Genomic DNA, 20,730 nt, shown 5'->3' with positions numbered 1-20,730 from the left:
TCTCACCAGCGTGGTGGTCTCATAGGTGCTCGTGTCCGGCGCGCCACACCCGGTGGGTCAGGGGCATCCCGGGCCGGTAGGCGAGGTCGATCGCATGCGGGGTGTCCAGCACGTGCACATCGGCCCGCGCCCCCACCCCGAGATGGCCGAGGTCGCTGCGGCCCAGCGCCGCCGCCCCGCCGCGGGTGGCGGCGCGGATCGCCTCGGCGAGCGAGAGGTGCATCTGCAGCACCGCGGTGGTGACGCAGAAGCTCATCGCCGAGGTGTAGGAGGTGCCGGGGTTGCAGTTCGAGGCGATCGCGACGGTGGCGCCGGCGTCGAGGAGCTCGCGCGCGGGGGCGAGCGGCGCGCGGGTGGACAGGTCGCAGGCCGGCAGGACGGTCGCGACGGTGCCGGACTCCGCGAGCTTCTCGAGGTCGCCGTCGGCCAGATGGTTGAGGTGGTCCACGCTCGCGGCGCCCAGTTCGACGGCAAGGCCCAGTCCGTCCTGCGCTGCGGAGATCTGATTGCCGTGCACCCGCAGGCCGAGGCCCGCCTCACGCCCCGCAACCAGGACACGCGCGGACTGCTCGCGGGTGAAGGCGCCGTCCTCGCAGAACACGTCGATGAAGTCGCAGTGCTCGGCGACGGCTGCGAGCATCGGACCGATCACGAGCTCGAGGTACTCCTCGGCCCGGTTGCGGTATTCGCCGGGCACCAGGTGAGCGCCCAGGAACGTCACGGCGTCCACCTGCCCGGCTTCCCGCAGCCGGGCGAGGATGCGGGCCGCGCGGGCCTCATCCTCGACGGTCAGCCCATAGCCGGTCTTCGCCTCCAGGGTCGTGGTGCCCCCGGCGACGGCCTGGTCGATCCGCTCGCGCACGAGCTGTTCGAGCCGCGCATCGGAGGCCTCGCGGGTCGCGTCGGTCGTGACCTGGATACCGCCGGCGGCATAGGACTGCCCGGCCATGCGAGCCTCGAACTCTCCTGAGCGGTCCCCGTCGAACACCAGGTGAGTGTGGGAATCCACCCAGCCGGGCAGCACCGCGCGGCCCTCGAGATCGATCGTGTCATCGGCCGACGGGGCCTCATCGGCCGGGCCGTACCAGGCCACCTGCCCGTCGGTGATCAGCAGCGCTGCATCACGCAGCACCTGGGCATCGGTCGCGGCCGTGCCGGGCTCATCGAGGTCCGGGTCGAGGGTCCACAGCTCGCTGATGCCGGTCAACAGGGTGGAAGTCATAGAACGAGGCTAGGCCGGTGCGGCGCGTTCGTCGTGCCGGGAGAGGACGCGTACGTGTCTCCGGACACTCACTGACTCCCGGAACGCGGCGGGATCATTCCGTGCAGGGCCCGTCGCTGCGGGCGCTCACCCGCAGCTCGGCGTACCCCTTGGACCGGAACTCGAGCTCCAGACCGTTGCCGCGGCTGCTCGTCGTCAGCCATCCGCCGACGCCTCCGGTGAGCGGCTCGGGCTCCGGGAGGCCATGCGCGGCAAGCGCCTCCGTGAGCGCTTCCTCGATCAGCGGGTGGTCCTCCTTCTCGCGCCCGAGGTACGTGTCGACACGCCGCGATGCGGGCCGGTACACGCAGGTCCCGTCCTCGGTGGTGCTCGTTGCCTCGCCGTCCGAGACCCACGTAAGGCCCGGGAAGACCTCGGTGAGCGCCTGCTCGGCATCCGCGAGGAGAGCGTCCGCGAGCTCCCGCGTCTCCTCCGCGCTCTTGCGCGTGGTATCCATGGCGTCTCCGTCCTGCTCTGGATCCTCGTCCTCACCCGGACCGTTCGCTTCGCAGCTCGCCAGGGCGACGGCGGGCAGGAACCAGAGCAGAAGCGTCCTTCGTCGCATCCGGCGCATCGTGCCCCCGTCAGGTCGTCGCCAGTGATCGGCCATGCATGAGCGTCGCACGGAGCCAGCAGCGGAGCAAGGAGACGTGTCGGCCAAGCGATGGGGACGTGCCCCCATCGCGCACCCTCTGGTGTTCGTGATGCACTGGACGAGGGCGGTGAGCGGGCATGGCGACAGCGATTGTCGCCGTACCCGGTGAAGACGTGGCAATCGGGGAGATCCCTGACAGCTGAGAGTGACGCCGAAGGGCCGGGAAGCAGATGCTCCCCGGCCCTCACGCACTCCCCGCCGCGGGCTCAGTCCCGCCGCGTCGGAGTCATGGGGATGCGCACCCCGCGCTCGTGGGACACCTGGTCGGCGCGGGAGTATCCGGCATCCACGTGGCGGATCACACCCATCGCCGGATCGTTGGTGAGCAGGCGCGAGAGCTTGCGGGCGGCGAGCGCGGTGCCGTCGGCCACCCCCACCTGACCGGCGTGGATGGAGCGGCCGATGCCCACCCCACCACCGTGGTGCAGCGACACCCAGGTGGCGCCGGAGCTCGCGGCCGTCAGCGCGTTCAGCAGCGGCCAGTCCGCGATCGCGTCGGAGCCGTCCAGCATCGCCTCGGTCTCCCGGTACGGGGAGGCGACCGAGCCGGAGTCCAGGTGGTCGCGGCCGATGACGATCGGGGCCTTCACCTTGCCCTCGCGCACCAGGTCGTTGAACAGCAGGCCGGCACGGTGACGCTCGCCGTAGCCGAGCCAGCAGATGCGCGCCGGCAGGCCCTCGAACTCCACGTATTCCGCGGCGGCGTCCAGCCAGCGGTGCAGGTGCTCGTTCTGGGGGAACAGCTCCTTGAGCGCAGCGTCGGTGACGGCGATGTCGTTCGGGTCGCCGGACAGCGCCACCCAGCGGAAGGGGCCCAGGCCCTCGCAGAACAGGGGGCGGATGTAGGCGGGGACGAAGCCAGGGAAGGCGAAGGCGCGGTCGTAGCCGGCGTGGCGGGCCTCATCGCGGATCGAGTTGCCGTAGTCGAACACCTCGGCGCCCTCGTCCTGGAACTCGACCATCGCCTGGACCTGGCGGGCCATGGACTCGCGGGACTTCTTGGTGAAGCCCTCCGGGTCCGCCTCGGCCTCGCGCTGCCACTCGTCGACCGCGACCTCCACGGGCAGGTAGCTCAGCGGATCGTGGGCGGAGGTCTGATCGGTGACCACGTCGATGCGGATCTCCCCGGCGCGCTGCTTGGCCAGCAGTGCCGGGAACACCTCTGCGGCGTTGCCGACAATCCCGATGGACAGCCCGCGCTTCTCCTCCTTGGCACGGTTGGCGCGCGCGACCGCGTCCTCGAGGTCATCGGCGATCTCATGGCAGTAGCGCTTGGCGACGCGCCGCTCCAGGCGGGCGCGGTCCACATCCACCACCAGGCACACGCCGTCGTTGAGAGTGACCGCGAGCGGCTGCGCACCACCCATGCCGCCGCAACCGCCGGTCAGGGTGATGGTGCCGGCGAGCGTGCCGCCGAAGCGCTTCTTCGCCACGGCGGCGAAGGTCTCGTAGGTGCCCTGGAGGATGCCCTGGGTGGCGATGTAGATCCAGGAGCCGGCGGTCATCTGGCCGTACATCATCAGGCCCTCGGCCTCGAGCTTGCGGAACTCGGGCCAGGTGGCCCAGTCGCCCACGAGGTTGGAGTTGGCGATGAGCACACGCGGAGCCCATTCGTGGGTGCGCAGGATGCCGACGGGCTTGCCGGACTGCACCAGCAGGGTCTCGTCATCCTCGAGATCCAGCAGGGAGTCGACGATCGCATCGAACGCCTCCCAGGAGCGGGCGGCGCGGCCGGTGCCCCCGTAGACCACGAGGTCGTCGGGACGCTCGGCCACCTCGGGGTCGAGGTTGTTCATGAGCATGCGCAGCGGCGCTTCGGTCTGCCACGACTTGGCGCTGATCACGGTGCCGCGGGGGGCGCGGACGGGGCGGGCTCCGGGCAGGGTCATCATCGTCTCCTGGGGCAGGTGGTGCGGGGATTCGTCCACTCAACCATCCCGGGGCATCGATGAGGAGAGGACAGGCGCGCAAGCTGTCCGGTATGTCGGACCTGAGGGGTGTGGCGGCGACATCGCAGCAGGTCATCCCGCGCGAGCGCACGCTCGATCCACCGCAGGTGTCAGGTGGTCGGGGCGGTGCGGCCGCGTAGCCGACGGGTGAGCTCCGCGGCGGCGCGGGTGACAGCCTCCACGAGCCGGTCTGTCGGGTCCTTCTCCCCGGTGCGGGCGGTGGCGCCGAACGACGTCTGCGCAGTGATCGCGACGGACGCGACCGGCCAGCCGGCATGGTCCCGCACCGGCGCGGCCACCGAGGAGAACCCCTCGGTGACCTCTCCGGATTCGCGGGCATGCCCCTCGCTGCGCACCCGGCCGAGCAGTTCCCGCAGCTCCGCCGGGGACTGCGGACCGGGCACCTCGGTGCGGGAGGAGAAATCCGCCGTCCGCCCATACAGGGCACGCACCTGCGCGGGTGGCAGCCCGGCGAGGATGGCGCGGCCCGAGGCGGTCAGATGCGCGGGGATGCGCACCCCCACATCGGTCACGAGGCTGGGGCGGCCCTTGGCGCGCTCCTCCACGACGTACAGCACGTCCCGACCGTGCAGCACCGCGAGGTGGCCGGACTCCCCCACCTCATCGACCATCGTCTCCACCACGCGGCGGCCGATGCGCGCCAGCGGGTCCTGTCGGACATAGCCGCCGGCGAGCTGATGGGCGGCCGGGCCCAGGCCGTACAGCCGCTCCTCGCTCAGGTGAATGACATAGCCGTGCTCGACGAGGGTGGCCAGCAGGTCGTAGGTGCGCGAGCGCGGCAGCTCGAGCTCAGCCGCCAGGCGCGCCGCCGGCACCGGGTCCGGGCGCGCAGCGAGCAGGGTCAGCAGACGCAGCGTCGCGTCGGCCGCGGGGACCTTAGGAGACGTCATGGGATCCAAGGATGCCAGGCCCAGCGCCCCATCGGCGACCGGGGTCCCGGACAGAACGGCGGAACGGACCCCGATGCGGGGCGAAGACAGCCCACGTCGCCGGGGCGGGGCGCGCCCGCTGCCGTGGTGCACGCGCCCCAGCGGCCGCGGTGGAGGTGCGCCTCGGTGCGCGGTGGGATGATGGCTGGGATCCGCCGCCGCATCGCCAGGAGGCCCTGATGTCCACCCCCGCCCCGTCCCCGACCGTCTGGACCGGACGCCACGACGGCGACGGCCCCGAGCACGCCCGCTGGCACCAGAAGATCCAGGTGCTGGGCGCCGGGCCGAAGACCGCCACCGCCCCATCGAGCCCGTCGGCCCCTCCTGCCGGGGCTGCAGCCGAGCATGTGACGCTGCTGGGGTTCTGCTCCGATGAGGGAGTGCGGCGCAACCACGGCCGGGTCGGGGCGGCGCAGGGCCCGGAGGCGCTGCGTGCGGCGCTCGCCCCGATGGCCCTGCACGGCGCGCTCGCCACCGATGTGGTGCAGCTGCGCGACCTCGGCGATGCGCAGACCGTCGGCGAGAACCTCGAGGGAGGGCAGGAACAGGCCGCGGCGCTGATCACCCGCGCCCTGGATGCGCCCGGGAACCGGCTGACCGTGGTGCTCGGCGGCGGGCACGAAACCGCCTGGGCCTCATATCTGGGGCTCATCGGCTCCGGGCGGGCCGTGGCTGCGGGGAAGACGTGGGGCGTGCTGAACCTCGATGCGCACTTCGACCTGCGCGAGGAGCCGCACCCCACCTCCGGGACACCGTTTATGCAGATGGCCGCCGCCGAGCGGGCCGCGGGCCGCGATCTGCACTATGCAGTGCTCGGCATCGCCGAGCCGTCCAACACCCCGGTGCTGTTCGACCGCGCACGGGAGCTGGGCGTGCGATGGATGACCGATGAGCAGTGCTTTGAGCAGGGCCTCGCGGGAGTGCGACGGTTCGTCGAGGAGTTCGCAGCGAGCGTGGACGTGCTGTACCTGACGATCGACCTGGATGTGCTGCCGGCCGCAGTCGCACCGGGGGTGTCTGCTCCCGCGGCGCTCGGCCTGCCTCTCGGGCTGATCTCCGCGGCGGCGCGCGCGGCCGCGTGCTCCGGAAAGCTCGCGCTGCTGGATGTGGTGGAGCTGAATCCGCTGCTGGACCAGGATGCGCGGACCGCCCGCGCCGGGGCCCGGCTGATCGATGACGTGGTGCGGCACCTGGTGGGCGCCGAAGCCTGACCGGGGCGGCCCCGACGCCGGGGCCTGAACCCCGAGGGCTGTACGGGGCCGGTCAGCCGGTGAGGGTCTGGAACAGCGTCACCGCGGAGACCCCGGCCAGCAGCGCGGCGAAGATGAGGGTGAGCGTGGAGGCGCGGGCCTTCGCGGAGATCGGCCCGCCGATCACCCCGCCCACCGCGGAGGCGACCGCGAACGCGAGGGTCACGCCCCAGTCGATCTGCACCTCGGTCCCCACGCGCGCCAGCAGGCTCACGATGGTCGCCACGATCATCACCAGCAGACTCGTGCCGGAGGCGCGGCGCATCGCCAGGCCCAGGGCGATCACCAGCATCGGCACCACGATGAAACCCCCGCCCACCCCGAAGAAGCCGGTGAGGAACCCGGTGATCGTGGCGGTGAGGGCGACGAGCGAGAGGCGGGGGCTCGCCGGGGGCGGCGGTGAGGTGGGGATATCCGGCTCGCCGTGATGGTGCTGGATCCCATCGGCCATCTCCACGGTGTCCGGGCCGGGCTGATCCAGCACCGGGTCATCGTGGTGGGCAACCGGATCTTCGTGTTCCGCGCGGCGCCGACGGGTCTCGCGCAGCACCCGCTCCTGCCCGCGTGTGCGCAATCCGCGCTGCAGCATCGCGACCGCCACGAGGGCCAGCATCGCCCCGAACAGGGTCATGAGCAGCTGCCCATCCAGCAGCACCGACAGCCGCGACGCTGCCACGGCGCCCACCGTCGAAACCCCTGCGAACACCAGGCCGTTGCGCCAGTCCACGTTCCCGTGCCGCGCATGATGCGGAAGGCTCGCCAGCGCCGTGATCAGCACGATCACGAGGCTCGACGCGGCCGCGGCATGCGGATCCTGGCGCAGCAGGTACACCAGCACGGGCAGCGCGAGGATGCCGCCGCCGGCACCGAGCGCCCCCACCACCAGGCCCACGCCCAGACCGATGGCGATCGCGAGGAGGACAAGCTCCATGGGACCTCCGGGGGCTGTGGGGGCGGGTGATGCGGTGGACGCCGCTCATCGTAGCGGCGGTCGGGGCCGTCCGGCCGGGTGACCTGCGACTCGGTAGGATCGAGGGGTCGGCGTAAGGAGTGAGATGACCCCCGACCCCTCCGCTGCGACCCCTGCCCCACTGGACGTGGCCTCCCCCGCGATGGGCGAGCGCCTCGCCGCGGCCTGGGAGGACGGCACGCTCGTGCTGCCGCTGCGGGACGCCGAATCTCCAGTGCGCCTGCCGGGCCTGCACAAAAGCGTGCTGCCCGCCTCGCTGTCCGGGACGGCGCGGGTGGCGCTCGCGGGCGTGGGTGAGACCTTTGCGGCCTGGCGGGTGATCCCGCAGACCAACGCCCCGCTGATTGTGCGGATCCCCCACGGGACACCGGAGGATCTGCACCAAGACCTGGCCCACGAGATCGCGGCGCTCACGCTGCTGCCGCCCGGGGTGGGTCCAGATCCCGTGGCCGTGCAGGACCATGCGGCGCCGAGCCCCATCGGCCACCCGTACGTGGTGACCACCGATGTGCCGGGCACCCCCGCGCCCCCGGGGACATGGACGCACGCGCACCTGGTGGCACACGCGGAGCATCTCGCGCAGCTGCACTTCGTGGCCGCGCCCGGCCGGGGCCCGGTGACGCTCGGGGAGGACCCGTGGGCGCTGGTGCCAGCGGGACGCCCATCGCTGCTGGCCGAGGTCGAGGCCGCTGCTGAGCAGTGGCGCACCCGGCACCGGGATGTGGTGCGCGAGCATGGCCTCGAGCCGTTCATCACCGCGGCGCTGCGGCGGGTGGAGCAGGTGGAGGAGCAGATCGCGCAGTTGGACGGCTTCGCGCTGTGCCACGGTGACCTGTGCGCCACGAACATCCTGTGGGAGAAACCTGCGCCGGGCGAGGACGCGCCACGGGTGGGGTTCATCGATTTCGAGTGGGCGCAGGCCGATGATCCGGCGCGGGACCTCGCGATCATCGGCGGTGCCGTGCATGGCGGGCCCTGGTATGTGCCGCTCGGCGAGGAGCAGGTGGCTGGGTTCGTGGAGGCGTACCAGCGAGCGCGGGCGGCGCTGGGCGAGGTGCCCGATGCAGTGGCGGACACGGCGGCGCTGCGGGAGCGGATGCGGGCCTGGACCGCCTATGAGCGCACCGGGATGCTCGTGCATGTTGCCGCGCGGGCGGCGACGCGCTCCCTGCACCGGCAGGTGCTGCCGGTGCTGCGCCGCACCCTCGCCGCGGAGCTGGAGGTGGCGGCATGAGCGTGTTCACCAAGCACTCCGCCACGGCACCGCCTGGGCATCTGGAGGCTGAGGCGGCGGGTCTGCGCTGGCTCGCTGAGCCCGGGGCGCTGCCCGTGGTGGCGGTGCGAGGCTTGGATGAGCAGGGCCTGCACCTGGAGCATCTGGCGGAGGTGGCGCCGACGGGGCAGGCGGCCCGGGAGCTGGGGCGCGGGCTGGCCCGCCTGCATGATGCGGGAGCGCCGGGCTTCGGCTGGGCTCCGGCTTCCCCCGCGTTCTTCGGGCCGCTCAGCGACCCCTTCGAGGTGCCGACCCGGTCGCATGAGCGCTTCGCCGTGTTCTGGGCTGAGGACCGGCTGCTGCCCCTGGTGGACCAGGCCGCACCCCGGATGGGGGCCGAGGGTGACCGCGCTGTGCGAGAGGCGATCGCGGTGATCGCGGCCGGTGCGTTCGACGGCATCGCCGGTCAGGGCCGGGAGGCACCGGCCCGGGTGCACGGTGACCTCTGGGCCGGGAACGTGCTGTGGACCGCGGGTGGGGCCACGCTCATCGACCCCGCCGCGCACGGTGGGCATCGCCTCGAAGACCTCGCGATGCTGTCCCTGTTCGGCGCCCCGCACCTGGATGAGATCTACGCCGGCTACGAGCAGGCGCATCCCCTGCCCCGGGGCTGGCGGGAGGATCTGCCGGCGCACCTGTTCTTCGGCCTGCTCGCGCACGTCGTGCTGTTCGGCAGCGTCTACGCCGCGCAGACCGTGCGGGTGGCCCGACGCATCGTGGCGCGCGGGCGGGCGCTGAGCGCATCGCCCGCGCACCGGCAGTAGCTACCCCCTACGAGGCCCCGGCGACAATCGTTAGCACCATCGCCAACCGCGGAGAACTCCGAGGGAGAGCCCGGGTCCCAGACGCAGTTCGCCGTCGAGGTGACCGGGGCGAGCCCGGGCAGCACCACGATCCGTGTCCTCTACTGCACCCGGTCGAAGATCGTCGAGGGATGCGATCAGGACAAGGGCACACGTGAACCGCCGGTGGAGCCGGTCGAGATCACGGTGACCGTCACGTGACCCGGCGCCCCTGACTGAGGGGCACCGGGTCAGCCGTCAGATCACCCCGAAGGCGAGCATCGCGTCGGCGACCTTGCGGAAGCCGGCCACGTTCGCACCCACCACGTAGTCGCCCGGGCAGCCGTACTCCTCGGCGGTCTCCAGGCAGGTGGTGTGGATATTCGTCATGATCTCGGTGAGGCGCTTCTCGGTGTGCTCGAAGCTCCATGTGTCCCGGGAGGCGTTCTGCTGCATCTCCAGGGCGCTCGTGGCCACCCCGCCGGCGTTCGCGGCCTTGCCGGGGCCGAACGCGGTGCCGGCCTCGCGGAAACTGGCCACGGCCTGCGGGGTGCACGGCATGTTCGCACCCTCCGAGACCGCCAGCACCCCGTTGCTGAGCAGGGTCTTCGCGGCGTCGCCGTCGAGTTCGTTCTGGGTGGCGCTGGGCAGCGCGATGTCCATCGGCACATCCCACACGCAGCCGCCCTCGACGTAGCGGGCCTGGCCGCCGCGCCGCTCCGCGTACTCGTGGATCCGCCCGCGCTCAACCTCCTTGATCTGCTTGAGCAGCTCCAGGTCGATGCCCCGCTCGTCGACGATGTAGCCGGAGGAGTCCGAGGCGGTGACGGCGATGCCGCCCAGCTGCTGCGCCTTCTCGATCGCGTAGATCGCGACATTGCCGGAACCGGAGACGCCCACGCGTCGGCCCTCGAAGGAGGTGCCGCGCGCCCGCAGCATCTGGTCGGCGAAGATCGCGGCACCGTAGCCGGTGGCCTCCTTGCGCACCAGGGAGCCACCCCAGTCCAGGCCCTTGCCGGTCAGCACCCCGGCCTCGTACTTGTTGGTCAGGCGCTTGTACTGGCCGAACAGGAAACCGATCTCACGAGCACCCACACCGATATCCCCGGCCGGCACATCCGTGTATTCGCCGATGTGGCGGTACAGCTCGCTCATGAACGACTGGCAGAAGCGCATGACCTCGCCGTCGCTACGGCCGTGCGGGTCGAAGTCGGAGCCGCCCTTGCCGCCGCCGATCGGCAGGCCGGTCAACGAGTTCTTGAAGATCTGCTCGAAGCCGAGGAACTTCACGATGCCGAGGTTCACGCTGGGGTGGAAGCGCAGGCCGCCCTTGTAGGGGCCCAGCGCCGAGTTGTACTCCACCCGGAAACCACGGTTCACCTGCACGTTCCCCGCATCGTCGACCCAGGGGACGCGGAAGATGATCTGCCGCTCCGGCTCGCACATCCGCATCAGAATGCCGGCGTCGCGGTACTCAGGGTGGCGCTGCTCGATGAACTCCAGGGAGTCGAAGACCTCCCGCACAGCCTGGTGGAACTCGGGCTCCCCCGGGTTGCGGCGGAGGACCTGGTCATAGATGTCTTGCAGGGTCACGTCGCTCATCGCGGTCCTTTCGCGCTCGGGCACAACGCCGCCCAGAGTACGCGCGGCATTCCGCTGGCGCGCGGGACGTCCGGGGGACGGGCGCGGTGCGGTAAAGGACGGGTTTCCCGCGGGGGTGTCAGCGACGCAGCCTCACCCGCTGACCTGGACGGCGATCCCTCCGTCGGCCGCTGATCGTTGCCGCATGCCCAGCGGTTCTGGACAGGCGTGCGGGAGCGCGGAACGATGGGGGCCCGGCCGCGGGTCGGGTGGAGAGAGCGGAGATTGCGATGGGGATGACGCAACGGCGACCGCGGGCATGGCTCGCACTGGGGGCGGTGGTGCTCGCGGCGAGCGCCGGGCTGAGCGGCTGCACGGGTGACGAGGAGAAGCCGGCGCCCACGCAGGAGGATCCGGTCGAGCCTGCGCCTAAGCCGTCTGACGGCGGCGACGACGGGTCCGATGAGGGCAGCGAGAACGGTTCGGACGGCGGCGGATCTGATGGTGGCGGCGAGGAGACCGGGGCCCGGATTCCAGAGATCGAGAACCCCGGCACCAGCTGGCTGAGCGGCTGGCTGCGCCTGCCCGCCCAGGCCGAGGACGTGGAGAGCATCCTCGGGGAGGCCGCGCCTGAGGTCAAAGAAGGCACCGATCAGCTGGAGATCGAGGTGCGCTGCGACGGCGGGCTGAGCGCCGAGAACCTGGCGACCACCTGCACCATCCGCCCCGTCGATGACCGCTACCCGCATCTGCCGGAGGTGCAGTGGCGCGTGACCGGGGAGGACATGGGTGATGGCGGCGCGGACCTCACGGTGGTCAATGAAGGGCCGACGGGCGGCTGATCCCGCGCGGGCCTGACGCGGGCCCGGGGGCGGTGCATTCGGCGACGCGCTGGCCGAGCGGTGAGCTAGCCCGGTGGCACGCCATGACGGGACCGGCCTCCCGTCGGCCCCTCCCCTGGGCTCCCGCCCGGCGGAGGGGTAGGTTCGTGCCATGCATGCGCTGCAGGAACAGATCATCGCTGAGATGGGCGTAAAGCCCCAGATCAACCCCGCCCAGGAGGTCACCGACCGAGTGCGGTTCCTCGCGGATTACGCGCTCACCGCCCGGGCGAAGGGTTTCGTGCTGGGCATCTCCGGGGGTGTGGATTCGACGCTCGGCGGACGCCTCGCACAGATGGCCGCCGAGCTGCTGCGCTCTGAGGGGCATGAGGCGACGTTCGTGGCGGTGCGTCTGCCGCACGGGGTTCAGGCCGATGAGGCCGATGCCTCCGCGGCCATGGACTTTGTTGCCGCCGACGTGGAGCACACGGTGAACATCGAACCGGGCACGAGCGCGCTGGTCGAGGCGATCGATGCCGCCAGCGGCCGGGAGCTCAGCGACTTCGACCGCGGCAACGTCAAGGCGCGGCTGCGCATGACGGTGCAGTACGCGATCGCCGGGGACCGGGACCTGCTGGTGATCGGCACCGATCAGGCGGCGGAGTCGGTCTCCGGGTTCTTCACCAAGTTCGGGGATGGCGGGGCGGATGTGCTGCCGCTGTACGGGCTGAACAAGCGCCAGGTGCGTCAGCTGCTGCAGCACCTAGACGCCCCGGAGCCGCTGTGGGCGAAGGTGCCGACCGCAGATCTGCTGGACGATAAGCCGCTGCAGACCGATGAGGCGGAGCTCGGCATCGCCTACGACACGATCGACGACTACCTCGAGGGCCGCGAGGTCGCGCAGGATGCCGCGGAGCTCATCGAGCGCCGCTACCTTGCCACTCGGCACAAGCGCACCACCCCGGCATCGATCCTCGATGACTGGTGGCGCGAGGGGTGAGCGGGGCGCCGGTCTGGGCGACTATCCGCCTCATCCGCCACGCCGCGCCGGAGCCGTCGAGAACACCGATCCGTGCCGTTTCCGCCACAGATCGGTGCACTCACGGCGGCAGGTACGGCGCGGCGCCGCCTCGCTGCACACACCCCTCGCGCACGCCGAGGCCCCTGCCGGTCACCGCCCGGCAAGCTCCTCCCGCAGCCATGCGGCCCGGTCCGTCGTGATGGTGTCGGCGCCGCAAGCGAGGGCCACCTGGAGCTGCTCGGGGGTGTTGATGGTCCACGGGTTCAGGGACAGCCCCGCCTCGCGGACGGCACGGGCGGCGGCGAGGCACAGCCCGTCGATCGCCGGCCCCATCCCTGCCGCGCCCAGCTCTCGGGCCACACGGATCGCGTCCTCATCCACGGTCTTGACCAGGTAGGACACAGGCACGTCAGCGCCTCGGCGGATCTCGGCGAGCGCCTCGGCATGGAAGGAGATGACGGTCGAGGCCGCGGCCGGTGACCCCGCCGGCAGTCCCGCGAGGATCTCTCCCACGGCGCGGGCCGCCGCGGGGACCTTCACCTCGATGAACACCGGCACGGTAGTCATCTCCAACAGATCGCTCAGCAGCGGCACCCGCTCCCCACCTTCCAGGCGCACCTGAAGGATCTGCTCCCAGGTCAGCTCCCTGAGCGACCCGCTGCGCAGCGGCGAGTCCGCAGCGGCGGTGCGGTCGATGCTCTCACCGTGCATCACCACCACCTGGCCGTCGGCGCTGAGGTGGACGTCGCACTCCAGGAGCTGTGCCCCATCCGCGATCGCGCGGCGGAAGGAGGCGAGGGTGTTCTCCGGGGCCTGCTCCGGGGTGCCGCGGTGGCCGACGATTGCGGGGAGGGACGAGGTCACGAGTGCTCCAAGGGGTCACGGGGATGGAAAGGGGTGAGCGGGGCCGCCGCCGCGGAGCGCGCCGGGCGGTCAGCGGCTGCGCTGCGTGATCCGTTCGCGGGCCCAGGCCGGGTCGTCCACCGTGATGGTGTCGCAGCCCAGCTCGAGGGCACGCTCCAGCTCCTCCTCACTGCGGGCGGTCCACAGGTTCAGGATGACACCGAGCTGGCGGGCGCGCTCCACATCCACCTGGCGGGCATCGGCGATCCGCACCCCCACCTGCGTGGCCTGCAGCTGCTGGACGGACTGCCAGAACTCCGGGGACGTCGCCGTGGTGGTGCGCATCCGCGGGATCCACGGGGCGCGCTCGAGCGCCGCGGCCAGCGGCTCGGCGTGGAAGGACAGGATCGTCACGGGCGGCTGCCCGGAGGCATCCGCGCCATCGGCCGCGAAGTCCTCCGGCGTGAACCGTCGGCCCACGATCTCCAGCACAAGGTCGATCGCCGCCGGGGCCTTGATCTCCACCAGCAGCGGCACCCGCGTGCCGTCAGGCCGCACCGCGGCATCGAGCACCTCATCCAGGGTGGGGATGTGCTGGTCGCCGCCCACGAGCACACGGTCCAGCTGCTCGCGGGTGAGCTCGGCGACGGTACCGGTGCGCAGCGGGGAGTTCTCCTGCGCGGTGCGGTCGATGGTGGCGTCGTGGATGATCACGTCTCGACCATCGGCGCTGAGGTGCACATCGCACTCCAGCCACGCGGACCCGTCGGCCACACCGCGACGGAAGGAGAGCAGGGTGTTCTCCGGCTCCACCGCAGCAGCGCCGCGATGGCCCACCAGCTGCGGGATGCGACGGTCGGGCCGTACACCGGCCGTGCCGGGGGCGCCTGAGGTGCCAGAGCTGGGCACGTCCGATGCGCTCGTGGCGAGCTTGCTCATGCTCAGATCCTCTCGAAGCCGATCTTCTCGATGTCCTCGCGGTTGTCGTCGAGGATCTCCTGCAGGGAATCCTTGATGGAGCCCAGCGCCGTCTTGGGGTCGGTGCCATCACCATGCACCTGTGCGACGGCCGTGGCGATCTCCGTGACCGCCGACTGGAACCAGTTGGTGTAATCGGCGGTGCGGGCGATCTCCAGCTGGTTGAGGGCCACCTCGTAGTTGGGGTCCTTTGCCACGAGGTCCTTGACCTCCTGGGTGTCGCGGGCAGCCTTGACGATCGGCACGTAGCCGGTGCCGATGTGCCACGTCGCGGAGTTCTCGGGCGTGCCCAGGAAGCGGAACAGCTCAGCGCAGGCGTCCTGGCGGTCCTTCGAATCAGCGCGGACGATCGACAGCCCGGAGCCGCCGGTCGGCACGGCCTTCTCCTGGCCCTCCTTGGCGAGCATGTAGGCGGTGCCGACCTCGAACTTGTCGCCAACCGCCTTCGTGGTGCCGGTCAGGCCTGCGGTCGAGCCGCGCTTGCCGGCGGCGACACCGGACTCGAAGTCGGTGCCAGCAGACTTGGCCATGTAGGCGACCTTGTCCTCGTGGATCATCTTGCGCTGGAACTCCAGCCACTCGACCCCGGCATCGCCGTCGATGGTGACATTGAAGTCGTCGTCGCTGTTGCGGCCGCCGAAGCCCCAGATATCAGCCTGCGAGAACCAGGCATCGTCGGTGGAGAAGGCCAGCGCGCTCAGCGGCCGTCCCTCGACCTTGATGCTGGAGAGCTCCTTGCCGAACTCGGCGAGGTCCTCCCAGGTCTCGGGGCCCTCCTCCGGCAGACCGAGCTCCTGGTAACGGGTGCGGTTGAAGTAGAACAGCGGGGTGGAGCGGGCGAACGGCACGAGGTAGGTCTGGTCCGCGGCCCTGCACTCGGGCGTGTAGTTGTCGATGTAGTTGTCGAGCTTCCACTCGTCATCGAAGTAGCCGTCCAGCGGGGCGAGCGCGCCGGAGAAGTAGAACTGCAGCCACTGCATCTCTGGGAAGCAGACGATGTCGGGCACGGTGCGGGCCTGCAGCGCGGCGGTGAACTTCTGGTTCAGATCGGCGTAGCCGCCCACGGACTCAGCGACCGCGACGATGTCGTTCTGAGACTCGTTGAAGGCGGTGAACAGGCCGTTGAGGACTTCGAGGAGGTCGCCGGTGAAGGGCGCCCAGAACAGGATCGGGGTGCGGTCCTTGTACTCATCGGGCACGGTGATGTCGGCCTGGCTGAAGCCGTCGCGGACAGGCTGGTCAGCGTCCTCCGCGCTGCCGCCGTTGGGGGCGCCGCAGGCGGCGAGGGAAGCACCGGCCGCGCCGAGGCCGAGAGCGGTCAGGATGCTGCGACGCGACGGGGAGAAGGAACGGGGGCTGGTCATGGACATCTCCTTGGGAAGGTGCGATCGGGGCGGGTCGTGGGATCGAGGTCGAGGTGGGACAGGGCGGCGGGGCAGGGCCGGCACAGGGGCACATGCCCCGTGAGGCGGCGATGTTCAGTCAGAGGGCAGGGTCACTTCAGGGCACCGGCGGCGAGACCGCCGATGATCCGTTTCTGGCCGAGGAAGAAGAGCACGAGCATCGGCAGCGACACGAAGACGGTGCCGGCCATGATGGCGCCCCAGTTCGAGTAGCCCTCCTGGCTGCGCAGGAAGAGCAGGCCGATGGGCAGGGTGCGCATGTTCGTGGTGCTGGTGACGATCAGCGGCCAGACGTACTCGTTCCATTTGCCGACCATCACGATCAGGGTGGCGGTGATGATCATCGGCGTGGACAGCGGAATGGCGATGGTCGTCATCCGGCGCAGGTGCCCCGCCCCATCGATCTCTGCGGCTTTCATGATGTCCGCGTCGATGGTGCGCATGTGCTGCAGCAGCAGGAACATGGCGAAGGCGCTGGCGATACCGGGCAGGATCAGACCCTGGTAGGTGTTCAGCCACCCGAGGTTCGCCACGGTGATGTAGTTGACGATCAGGGTGACGTGGCCGGGCAGCATCATCGACGCGATGATCAGCACGAACACGATCTTCTTGTAACGGAACTCGACGAAGGCGAAGGCGTAGGCGCACAGGATCGCCAGCGTGATCTCCAGTCCGGTGCCCACCAGGGTGGTGATGATGGAGTTCAGGAAGAAGCGGTCGAAGGGCGCTGTGGACCAGGCCTCGGCGAAGTTGTCCAGGGTGAGCGCGGTGGGGATCCACTGCAGCGGCCACGTGTAGATCGCGTCCCGCGGCTTGAAGGCCGAGGAGAACAGCCAGTACAGCGGGACGAAGAAGATGGCGATGATGCCGATGATCCCGACCATGAACAGCGCGGTCTGCCAGGCGGGCCGATGCGGGCCGCGGGCCCGGCGGTACTGACGTGGGGCCTCGGCGGTTCCGGCGGTCCCTGGCGCGTTGACGGTGGCGTGGGTGCTCATGAGTCGTAGTTCACCTTCTTCTCTCCCACACGGACCTGGATGTACGTGAGGACCAGCAGGATGACCAGCAGGACGGTGGCGGCCGCGGAGGCCGAGCCGATGTCGAACTTCTTGAAGGCCTCCTCGTAGACCATCCAGCTCAGGGTCGAGGAGGAGATGCCCGGCCCGCCGCCGGTCATGATCGAGATGATGTCGAACGCCTGCGCGGCGGAGATGACACCTGTGATGGACAGGAAGAACGTGATCGGGCTCAGCAGAGGCAGCGTCAGGTAACGGAACAGGTTCCAGCCGTGCGCACCGTCGAGGGCGGCGGCCTCATACAGGTCCTTGGGCAGGTCCAGGATCGCGGTGTAGCAGATGACGGTGACGAAGCCCAGACGCTGCCAGGTATACGCGATGGTGATCGCCCACAGCGACCAGTCCGAGGTGGTGGTCCAGTCCGGAGATGCCATGCCGACCAGCGAGAACAGCCAGCGCGAGAGCCCGTAGTTCGGGTCGAAGATGAACAGCCACAGGGTGCCGACGGCGGCGCCGGGCAGCATGTGCGGGGCGAAGGCCATGGTCTGGGCGAAGCCGGTCAGCGGGAGCTTCGTGGCCAGCAGGCTCCCCAGCAGGATCCCGCCGATGATCGACCCGAACACGCTGACCAGAGTGAAGATCAGCGTGTTCAGCAGAATGCGGCCGAACTTGGGATCGGTGAACAGGTCGGTGTAGTTCTCGGTGCCCACCCATTCCGGCGAGGGCGCCACGAAGTCCCACTCGAAGAAGCTCAGACCCACGTTGTAGATCGCCGGGTAGTAGGAGAAGACGAGGATCGCGATGAGGTTCGGGGCGATGAGCGCGGCGAACAGCAGGGCGTCCCGGCGCACACGGCGGCGGCGCTGCGGGGAGCGGCGGCGCTGCTCGGCGGTCACCACGCCGGTGGACCCGGAGCCATCGGCGGTGCGGGCATCACCGGTGGCCGTGCTCCCCGTGGCGTGGGTGCTGGACGCGGCGTCCCGGCCACCCGCGGCGGCGGTGGTGGATCGCCGACGCGAGTGCGTGCGGACGGTGGTGGTCATGAGAGCGCTCCCAGCGTGCGGTGGTCGAGCCCGTGGGGATCACGGCGGGGTGGTCTGTAGCAGCGACGGCGGCGAGCACAGGCCTCGGGGACGATCCCGGGATGCACAGTCCGGGTCGCTCGCGGGTTCAGGCCGAGCCGCTCACGGGACCGATGCACGGGACCGAGGGGGCGCATGCGCTGCCGTCACCGAGACCGTAGGCCGTCGGCCGCCGCTCCGCCAAGAAGGCATCGGTGCAGGTGAACCGGCTATGAACGCCATCTGTCACCGCAGGTGGGAGCGCTCCCACAATGTCGCCCGATGGTGTGAACGGGCGTGAGTTTTCCGTCCGTCGGCCTGGTGTTCGGCACATTGCCATCACATGTTCATTCGCTGTTCAGCGTCGGCTCTGGGCCGCGCGAGCCGGTGACCGGGAGTCTTCACCCGCACGTCACCGTCGGGACGCCGGGACCGCCACTGAGGAGGGTTATCGTGCGGCGACTTATGCATCTGGGAGGTATTGCTCGATGGCTCGCCAGCCGACGATGGAGGACGTGGCCCGCGCCGCGGGGGTCTCCCGCTCCACGGTCTCGCGGGTGTTCCAGAACAAGGGCGAGCGCGTCTCTCCAGACACCCTGATCACCGTGCATGAGGCCGCCAAGCGCCTCGGCTACGTGCACAACCTCGTGGCCAGCGGACTCGCGCAGCGCCACGGTCGGCAGCTCGGTCTGCTGATCCGCGATGCCACCAACCCCGCCTACGGGCATCTGCACGCGGAGATGCATCGGGCGGTCGAGGACGCCGGGCGCACCCTCATCTCCGTCACCGCCTTCCGCCACGACTACGGCACCGCGGAGGTCGAGGGACTGCACCGCCTGTTGGGCCAGCGCGTGGCCGGCGTGTTCATCGGCACCGGGGTCACGGCGGCGGAGGACCTCGTGGAGACCGTCAGCTCGGTGCCGATGATGATCGTCGGTCGCCCCAATGCGCATCCGCTGATCGACTCGGTCAGCTACGACGAGGCCACGCACGGCCGGCTCATGGCCGAGCAGATCCACGCGCGCGGGCACCGACGGATCGCGGTGCTGCGCGCCCCGGTACTGTACTCGCGCGTGTTCGATCTGCGGGTGCGCAGCCTGCTGGCGCGCTGCACGGAGCTGGGGGTCGCCACCCGCGAGGTGGAGCTGCTGCCGGAGGCCGACGGGGTGGTGCGGGCCCTGGACCTGGCCGAGGCGGAGCAGCTGAGCTGCATCGTCTGCCCGGTGGACTATGTGGCGCTGGATCTTCTGCGCGCCGCCGCCGCACGCGGGGTGCGGATCGGCGAGGACGTCTCCGCGGTGGGGTTCGACGGGATGGGCGATGGCCTGGACCTGTTGGGGCTCGCCACCGTGCGTCTGCCCGTGGCGCAGGTGGTGCAACGCGCAGTGGCGCGGATGGGCGAGCTGCTCATCGCCGCGGAGGATGCGGGTGAGGGCCCGCCCGGCAGCACCGGTCCCGAACGGCGGGAGGTCCGCCACGAGGTGCTCCCCGGCGAGTTCGTGCCCGGCTCCACGCTCGCGCGGATCTGAACGCTGCGGCATCGTGGCTGAACGGGAATTCTCCCCATCGCCACAGCCCCCGACTCTCCATAAACTGAGGCGATACACGCGCGACCACGCCATGAGCGCCGGCCCCGCCGGTGCCCCCGACGCAGGAGTGATGACGTGAACTTCCTCGGGATGACCCCGGAGCAGGTGCGGAACCAGCCTGTGGAGACCGACGCCCGAGATGCCGGAGCCGAGGGGGTGGAGGAGGCCACCCCGGAGGACCTCGCGCGACAGCGTGAGGAAGCGCGCGAACGATGAGACGGCACACCCCCGCCCTGCTCGCGACCCTCGCCACCGTCCTGCCCTGGCTGAGCCTGCTCGGCCCGGCATGGATCTACGTGGGCGGCCCCGTGGCCGCGGAACCGCTGATCGCGCTCACCGATGCGTTCCTGCACCCAATCTCGGCAGTGCTGGTGCTGGTCTGGCTGCTGCTCCTGCCCGCGCTGCTGGCCCTTGTGGCGTACACCCGCCGCTCCCGCGGTCCGGGGGCGCTGTGGGCCGGTCTGGCGGCGGCGCATGCGGTGCTGACGGTGCTCATCGTCATCCAGCCCGCGGCGATGGTCTTCATGTGGGACGGACAGGGTGCCGACGGGCAGTGGCGGGGTGGCAGGGCTGTGGGGGCGCCGACCCTTTTCTTCATTCCCGTGCTGCTCGGATCCGTGCTGCTGGCGGCGGCGGCGCTGCTGGCGCCGGGCTCCGGTCCGGAGCTGCGGGACGAGCCGCCTGAAGGTCCTCGTGAAGGGGCGCGTGGAGGGCGCAGGGTGGGCATCGCCTCGCTGATCTCCGCTGTCACTGCCGTGGTGGGACTGGGGGCGCCGCTGTGGTGGACCCCGTTCCACAAGGACGGGACGCATCTGGAGCTCCTGCCGGCCGCCGCGCGCCTGCACGATGGTGTCCCGCATCTGCTGTGGGTGTTCACTGCACCGCTCGTGGTGGTTCTCGCGGTGACCGCGGCGCTGCGCCCACGGCGCCTCAGCGCTCTACTGCTGGCTCTGCTCACGGTGCCACTGGCCCTGCTGGTGGTGCTGCACTGGCTATTCGCCCTCGAGTTCCTCCTCGAGGACGGGCTCAGCGGCCGGCTCCCCGGCCCCGGGCTGGCGCTGCTGAGCATCGCCGTGCTCGGCGCTCTTGCCGGGTGCTGGAGGCACCTGCGCGACCGCCGCTCGACGGCGGCGGCAGCATTCCCGGCATGAGCCACCCCACCCGGCATCCCCTCACCCTGCTCCGACACTATTCATCAATTTTTCAACCACCCGGGCTAGGCTTGTCTCATGCGAGCCTTCGGATTCCTCAGCTTCGGTCACTACGGCGGCCGCCCCGAGCAGGGCGGCCTGACCGCCCGCCAGATGCTCCACGACGCGATGGACAT

20 protein-coding genes are annotated in these 20,730 nt (G+C 70.6%); 9 read left to right on the top strand and 11 right to left on the bottom strand.

The genetic code is table 11. From position 1 onward, the window contains the following. Positions 1-19: 19 nt before the first annotated feature. The 4 genes from hutI to MU407_RS10420 all read right to left on the bottom strand — a co-directional run bounded on the left by hutI (position 20) and on the right by MU407_RS10420 (position 4,776). The gene (hutI, locus tag MU407_RS10435) at positions 20-1,222 is read right to left on the bottom strand and encodes an imidazolonepropionase (protein WP_246957267.1); all 1,203 of its coding nucleotides are present in this window, start codon (positions 1,220-1,222) and stop codon (positions 20-22) included. A gap of 94 nt (positions 1,223-1,316) precedes the next feature. Continuing rightward, positions 1,317-1,826 carry a hypothetical protein gene (locus tag MU407_RS10430; RefSeq protein ID WP_246957265.1) on the bottom strand — a complete coding sequence of 170 codons (510 nt, stop codon included), beginning with the start codon at positions 1,824-1,826 and terminating at the stop codon, positions 1,317-1,319. A 296-nt stretch (positions 1,827-2,122) separates the two neighbouring features. Beyond that, entirely contained in the window at positions 2,123-3,805 is a 1,683-nt protein-coding gene (gene hutU / locus MU407_RS10425) for a urocanate hydratase (protein ID WP_102235687.1), read from the bottom strand. Positions 3,806-3,975: 170 nt separating this feature from the next. Beyond that, the gene (locus MU407_RS10420; protein ID WP_102235686.1) at positions 3,976-4,776 is read right to left on the bottom strand and encodes an IclR family transcriptional regulator; all 801 of its coding nucleotides are present in this window, start codon (positions 4,774-4,776) and stop codon (positions 3,976-3,978) included. A gap of 218 nt (positions 4,777-4,994) precedes the next feature. Between MU407_RS10420 and hutG the strand changes: the two genes are divergently transcribed. Then, positions 4,995-6,026: a formimidoylglutamase gene (gene hutG / locus MU407_RS10415; RefSeq protein ID WP_246957263.1), complete on the top strand. Its 1,032-nt coding sequence runs from the start codon at positions 4,995-4,997 to the stop codon at positions 6,024-6,026. Positions 6,027-6,078: 52 nt separating this feature from the next. Here the strand turns inward: hutG and MU407_RS10410 are convergent, their stop codons facing one another. Beyond that, positions 6,079-6,996, bottom strand: coding sequence for a sulfite exporter TauE/SafE family protein (locus MU407_RS10410; RefSeq protein ID WP_246957251.1), 918 nt, complete (start codon positions 6,994-6,996; stop codon positions 6,079-6,081). Between the two features lie 124 nt (positions 6,997-7,120). Here MU407_RS10410 and MU407_RS10405 point away from each other — a divergent pair, with 124 nt between their 5' ends. The 3 genes from MU407_RS10405 (at position 7,121) to MU407_RS10395 (ending at position 9,312) form a co-directional block, all read left to right on the top strand. Further along, a complete protein-coding gene (locus tag MU407_RS10405; protein ID WP_102235683.1) occupies positions 7,121-8,269 on the top strand; it encodes an aminoglycoside phosphotransferase family protein in 1,149 nt (382 codons plus the stop codon). Continuing rightward, entirely contained in the window at positions 8,266-9,072 is an 807-nt protein-coding gene (locus MU407_RS10400) for a fructosamine kinase family protein (RefSeq protein WP_102235682.1), read from the top strand. Before MU407_RS10405 ends, MU407_RS10400 begins: the two co-directional genes overlap by 4 nt. A 99-nt stretch (positions 9,073-9,171) precedes the next feature. Further along, positions 9,172-9,312, top strand: a complete 141-nt coding sequence (locus MU407_RS10395; RefSeq protein ID WP_246957249.1) for a hypothetical protein — start codon at positions 9,172-9,174, stop codon at positions 9,310-9,312. A 36-nt stretch (positions 9,313-9,348) separates the two neighbouring features. On the opposite strand, the gene gdhA is transcribed toward MU407_RS10395, so the two are convergent. Further along, on the bottom strand, positions 9,349-10,692 hold the full coding sequence (gene gdhA / locus MU407_RS10390; RefSeq protein WP_102235681.1) for an NADP-specific glutamate dehydrogenase: 1,344 nt from the start codon (positions 10,690-10,692) through the stop codon (positions 9,349-9,351). Positions 10,693-10,961: 269 nt separating this feature from the next. Here gdhA and MU407_RS10385 point away from each other — a divergent pair, with 269 nt between their 5' ends. Continuing rightward, positions 10,962-11,513 carry a hypothetical protein gene (locus MU407_RS10385; RefSeq protein ID WP_246957247.1) on the top strand — a complete coding sequence of 184 codons (552 nt, stop codon included), beginning with the start codon at positions 10,962-10,964 and terminating at the stop codon, positions 11,511-11,513. 151 nt (positions 11,514-11,664) lie between these two features. Then, a complete protein-coding gene (gene nadE, locus MU407_RS10380; RefSeq protein WP_246957245.1) occupies positions 11,665-12,492 on the top strand; it encodes an ammonia-dependent NAD(+) synthetase in 828 nt (275 codons plus the stop codon). A gap of 171 nt (positions 12,493-12,663) precedes the next feature. On the opposite strand, the gene MU407_RS10375 is transcribed toward nadE, so the two are convergent. The 5 genes from MU407_RS10375 to MU407_RS10355 all read right to left on the bottom strand — a co-directional run bounded on the left by MU407_RS10375 (position 12,664) and on the right by MU407_RS10355 (position 17,796). Next, entirely contained in the window at positions 12,664-13,377 is a 714-nt protein-coding gene (locus tag MU407_RS10375; RefSeq protein ID WP_246957243.1) for a glycerophosphodiester phosphodiesterase family protein, read from the bottom strand. 69 nt (positions 13,378-13,446) lie between these two features. Next, complete coding sequence (locus tag MU407_RS10370; RefSeq protein ID WP_246957241.1) at positions 13,447-14,295, bottom strand: glycerophosphodiester phosphodiesterase; 849 nt, start codon at positions 14,293-14,295, stop codon at positions 13,447-13,449. 2 nt (positions 14,296-14,297) lie between these two features. Then, on the bottom strand, positions 14,298-15,698 hold the full coding sequence (locus MU407_RS10365; RefSeq protein WP_246957239.1) for an ABC transporter substrate-binding protein: 1,401 nt from the start codon (positions 15,696-15,698) through the stop codon (positions 14,298-14,300). Positions 15,699-15,829: 131 nt separating this feature from the next. Next, positions 15,830-16,735 carry a carbohydrate ABC transporter permease gene (locus MU407_RS10360; RefSeq protein ID WP_102235673.1) on the bottom strand — a complete coding sequence of 302 codons (906 nt, stop codon included), beginning with the start codon at positions 16,733-16,735 and terminating at the stop codon, positions 15,830-15,832. Beyond that, positions 16,732-17,796: a sugar ABC transporter permease gene (locus MU407_RS10355; RefSeq protein WP_246957236.1), complete on the bottom strand. Its 1,065-nt coding sequence runs from the start codon at positions 17,794-17,796 to the stop codon at positions 16,732-16,734. The genes MU407_RS10360 and MU407_RS10355 overlap by 4 nt, the downstream gene beginning before the upstream one ends. A 506-nt stretch (positions 17,797-18,302) precedes the next feature. Here MU407_RS10355 and MU407_RS10350 point away from each other — a divergent pair. From MU407_RS10350 to MU407_RS10340, 3 genes are all read left to right on the top strand, one after another. Beyond that, positions 18,303-19,343, top strand: coding sequence for a LacI family DNA-binding transcriptional regulator (locus MU407_RS10350; RefSeq protein ID WP_246957233.1), 1,041 nt, complete (start codon positions 18,303-18,305; stop codon positions 19,341-19,343). Between the two features lie 135 nt (positions 19,344-19,478). Beyond that, complete coding sequence (locus MU407_RS10345; protein ID WP_158239379.1) at positions 19,479-19,619, top strand: hypothetical protein; 141 nt, start codon at positions 19,479-19,481, stop codon at positions 19,617-19,619. After that, positions 19,616-20,554 (top strand): hypothetical protein, encoded by a 939-nt coding sequence (locus MU407_RS10340; RefSeq protein WP_246957230.1) that lies wholly within the window; start codon positions 19,616-19,618, stop codon positions 20,552-20,554. Before MU407_RS10345 ends, MU407_RS10340 begins: the two co-directional genes overlap by 4 nt. The last annotated feature ends 176 nt before the right edge of the window (positions 20,555-20,730 follow it).

It is taken from the genome of Brachybacterium sp. Marseille-Q7125 (assembly GCF_023062615.1).
Taxonomy (GTDB): Bacteria; Actinomycetota; Actinomycetes; order Actinomycetales; family Dermabacteraceae; genus Brachybacterium.
The sequence above is the reverse complement of the archived record's forward strand: the minus strand, read 5'-3'. Positions and strand labels throughout refer to the sequence as shown.

Bases quoted from the DNA above. Each gene is read 5' to 3' on its own strand.
- MU407_RS10430 (WP_246957265.1), bottom strand. From the start codon at position 1,826: ATGCGACGAAGGACGCTTCTGCTCTGGTTCCTGCCCGCCGTCGCCCTG.
- nadE (WP_246957245.1), top strand. From the start codon at position 11,665: ATGCATGCGCTGCAGGAACAGATCATCGCTGAGATGGGCGTAAAGCCC.
- MU407_RS10405 (WP_102235683.1), top strand. From the start codon at position 7,121: ATGACCCCCGACCCCTCCGCTGCGACCCCTGCCCCACTGGACGTGGCC.
- MU407_RS10420 (WP_102235686.1), bottom strand. From the start codon at position 4,776: ATGACGTCTCCTAAGGTCCCCGCGGCCGACGCGACGCTGCGTCTGCTG.
- hutU (WP_102235687.1), bottom strand. From the start codon at position 3,805: ATGACCCTGCCCGGAGCCCGCCCCGTCCGCGCCCCCCGCGGCACCGTG.
- MU407_RS10400 (WP_102235682.1), top strand. From the start codon at position 8,266: ATGAGCGTGTTCACCAAGCACTCCGCCACGGCACCGCCTGGGCATCTG.
- MU407_RS10360 (WP_102235673.1), bottom strand. From the start codon at position 16,735: ATGAGCACCCACGCCACCGTCAACGCGCCAGGGACCGCCGGAACCGCC.
- MU407_RS10410 (WP_246957251.1), bottom strand. From the start codon at position 6,996: ATGGAGCTTGTCCTCCTCGCGATCGCCATCGGTCTGGGCGTGGGCCTG.
- MU407_RS10350 (WP_246957233.1), top strand. From the start codon at position 18,303: ATGGCTCGCCAGCCGACGATGGAGGACGTGGCCCGCGCCGCGGGGGTC.
- MU407_RS10385 (WP_246957247.1), top strand. From the start codon at position 10,962: ATGGGGATGACGCAACGGCGACCGCGGGCATGGCTCGCACTGGGGGCG.
- hutG (WP_246957263.1), top strand. From the start codon at position 4,995: ATGTCCACCCCCGCCCCGTCCCCGACCGTCTGGACCGGACGCCACGAC.
- gdhA (WP_102235681.1), bottom strand. From the start codon at position 10,692: ATGAGCGACGTGACCCTGCAAGACATCTATGACCAGGTCCTCCGCCGC.
- MU407_RS10365 (WP_246957239.1), bottom strand. From the start codon at position 15,698: ATGACCAGCCCCCGTTCCTTCTCCCCGTCGCGTCGCAGCATCCTGACC.
- MU407_RS10355 (WP_246957236.1), bottom strand. From the start codon at position 17,796: ATGACCACCACCGTCCGCACGCACTCGCGTCGGCGATCCACCACCGCC.
- hutI (WP_246957267.1), bottom strand. From the start codon at position 1,222: ATGACTTCCACCCTGTTGACCGGCATCAGCGAGCTGTGGACCCTCGAC.
- MU407_RS10340 (WP_246957230.1), top strand. From the start codon at position 19,616: ATGAGACGGCACACCCCCGCCCTGCTCGCGACCCTCGCCACCGTCCTG.
- MU407_RS10370 (WP_246957241.1), bottom strand. From the start codon at position 14,295: ATGAGCAAGCTCGCCACGAGCGCATCGGACGTGCCCAGCTCTGGCACC.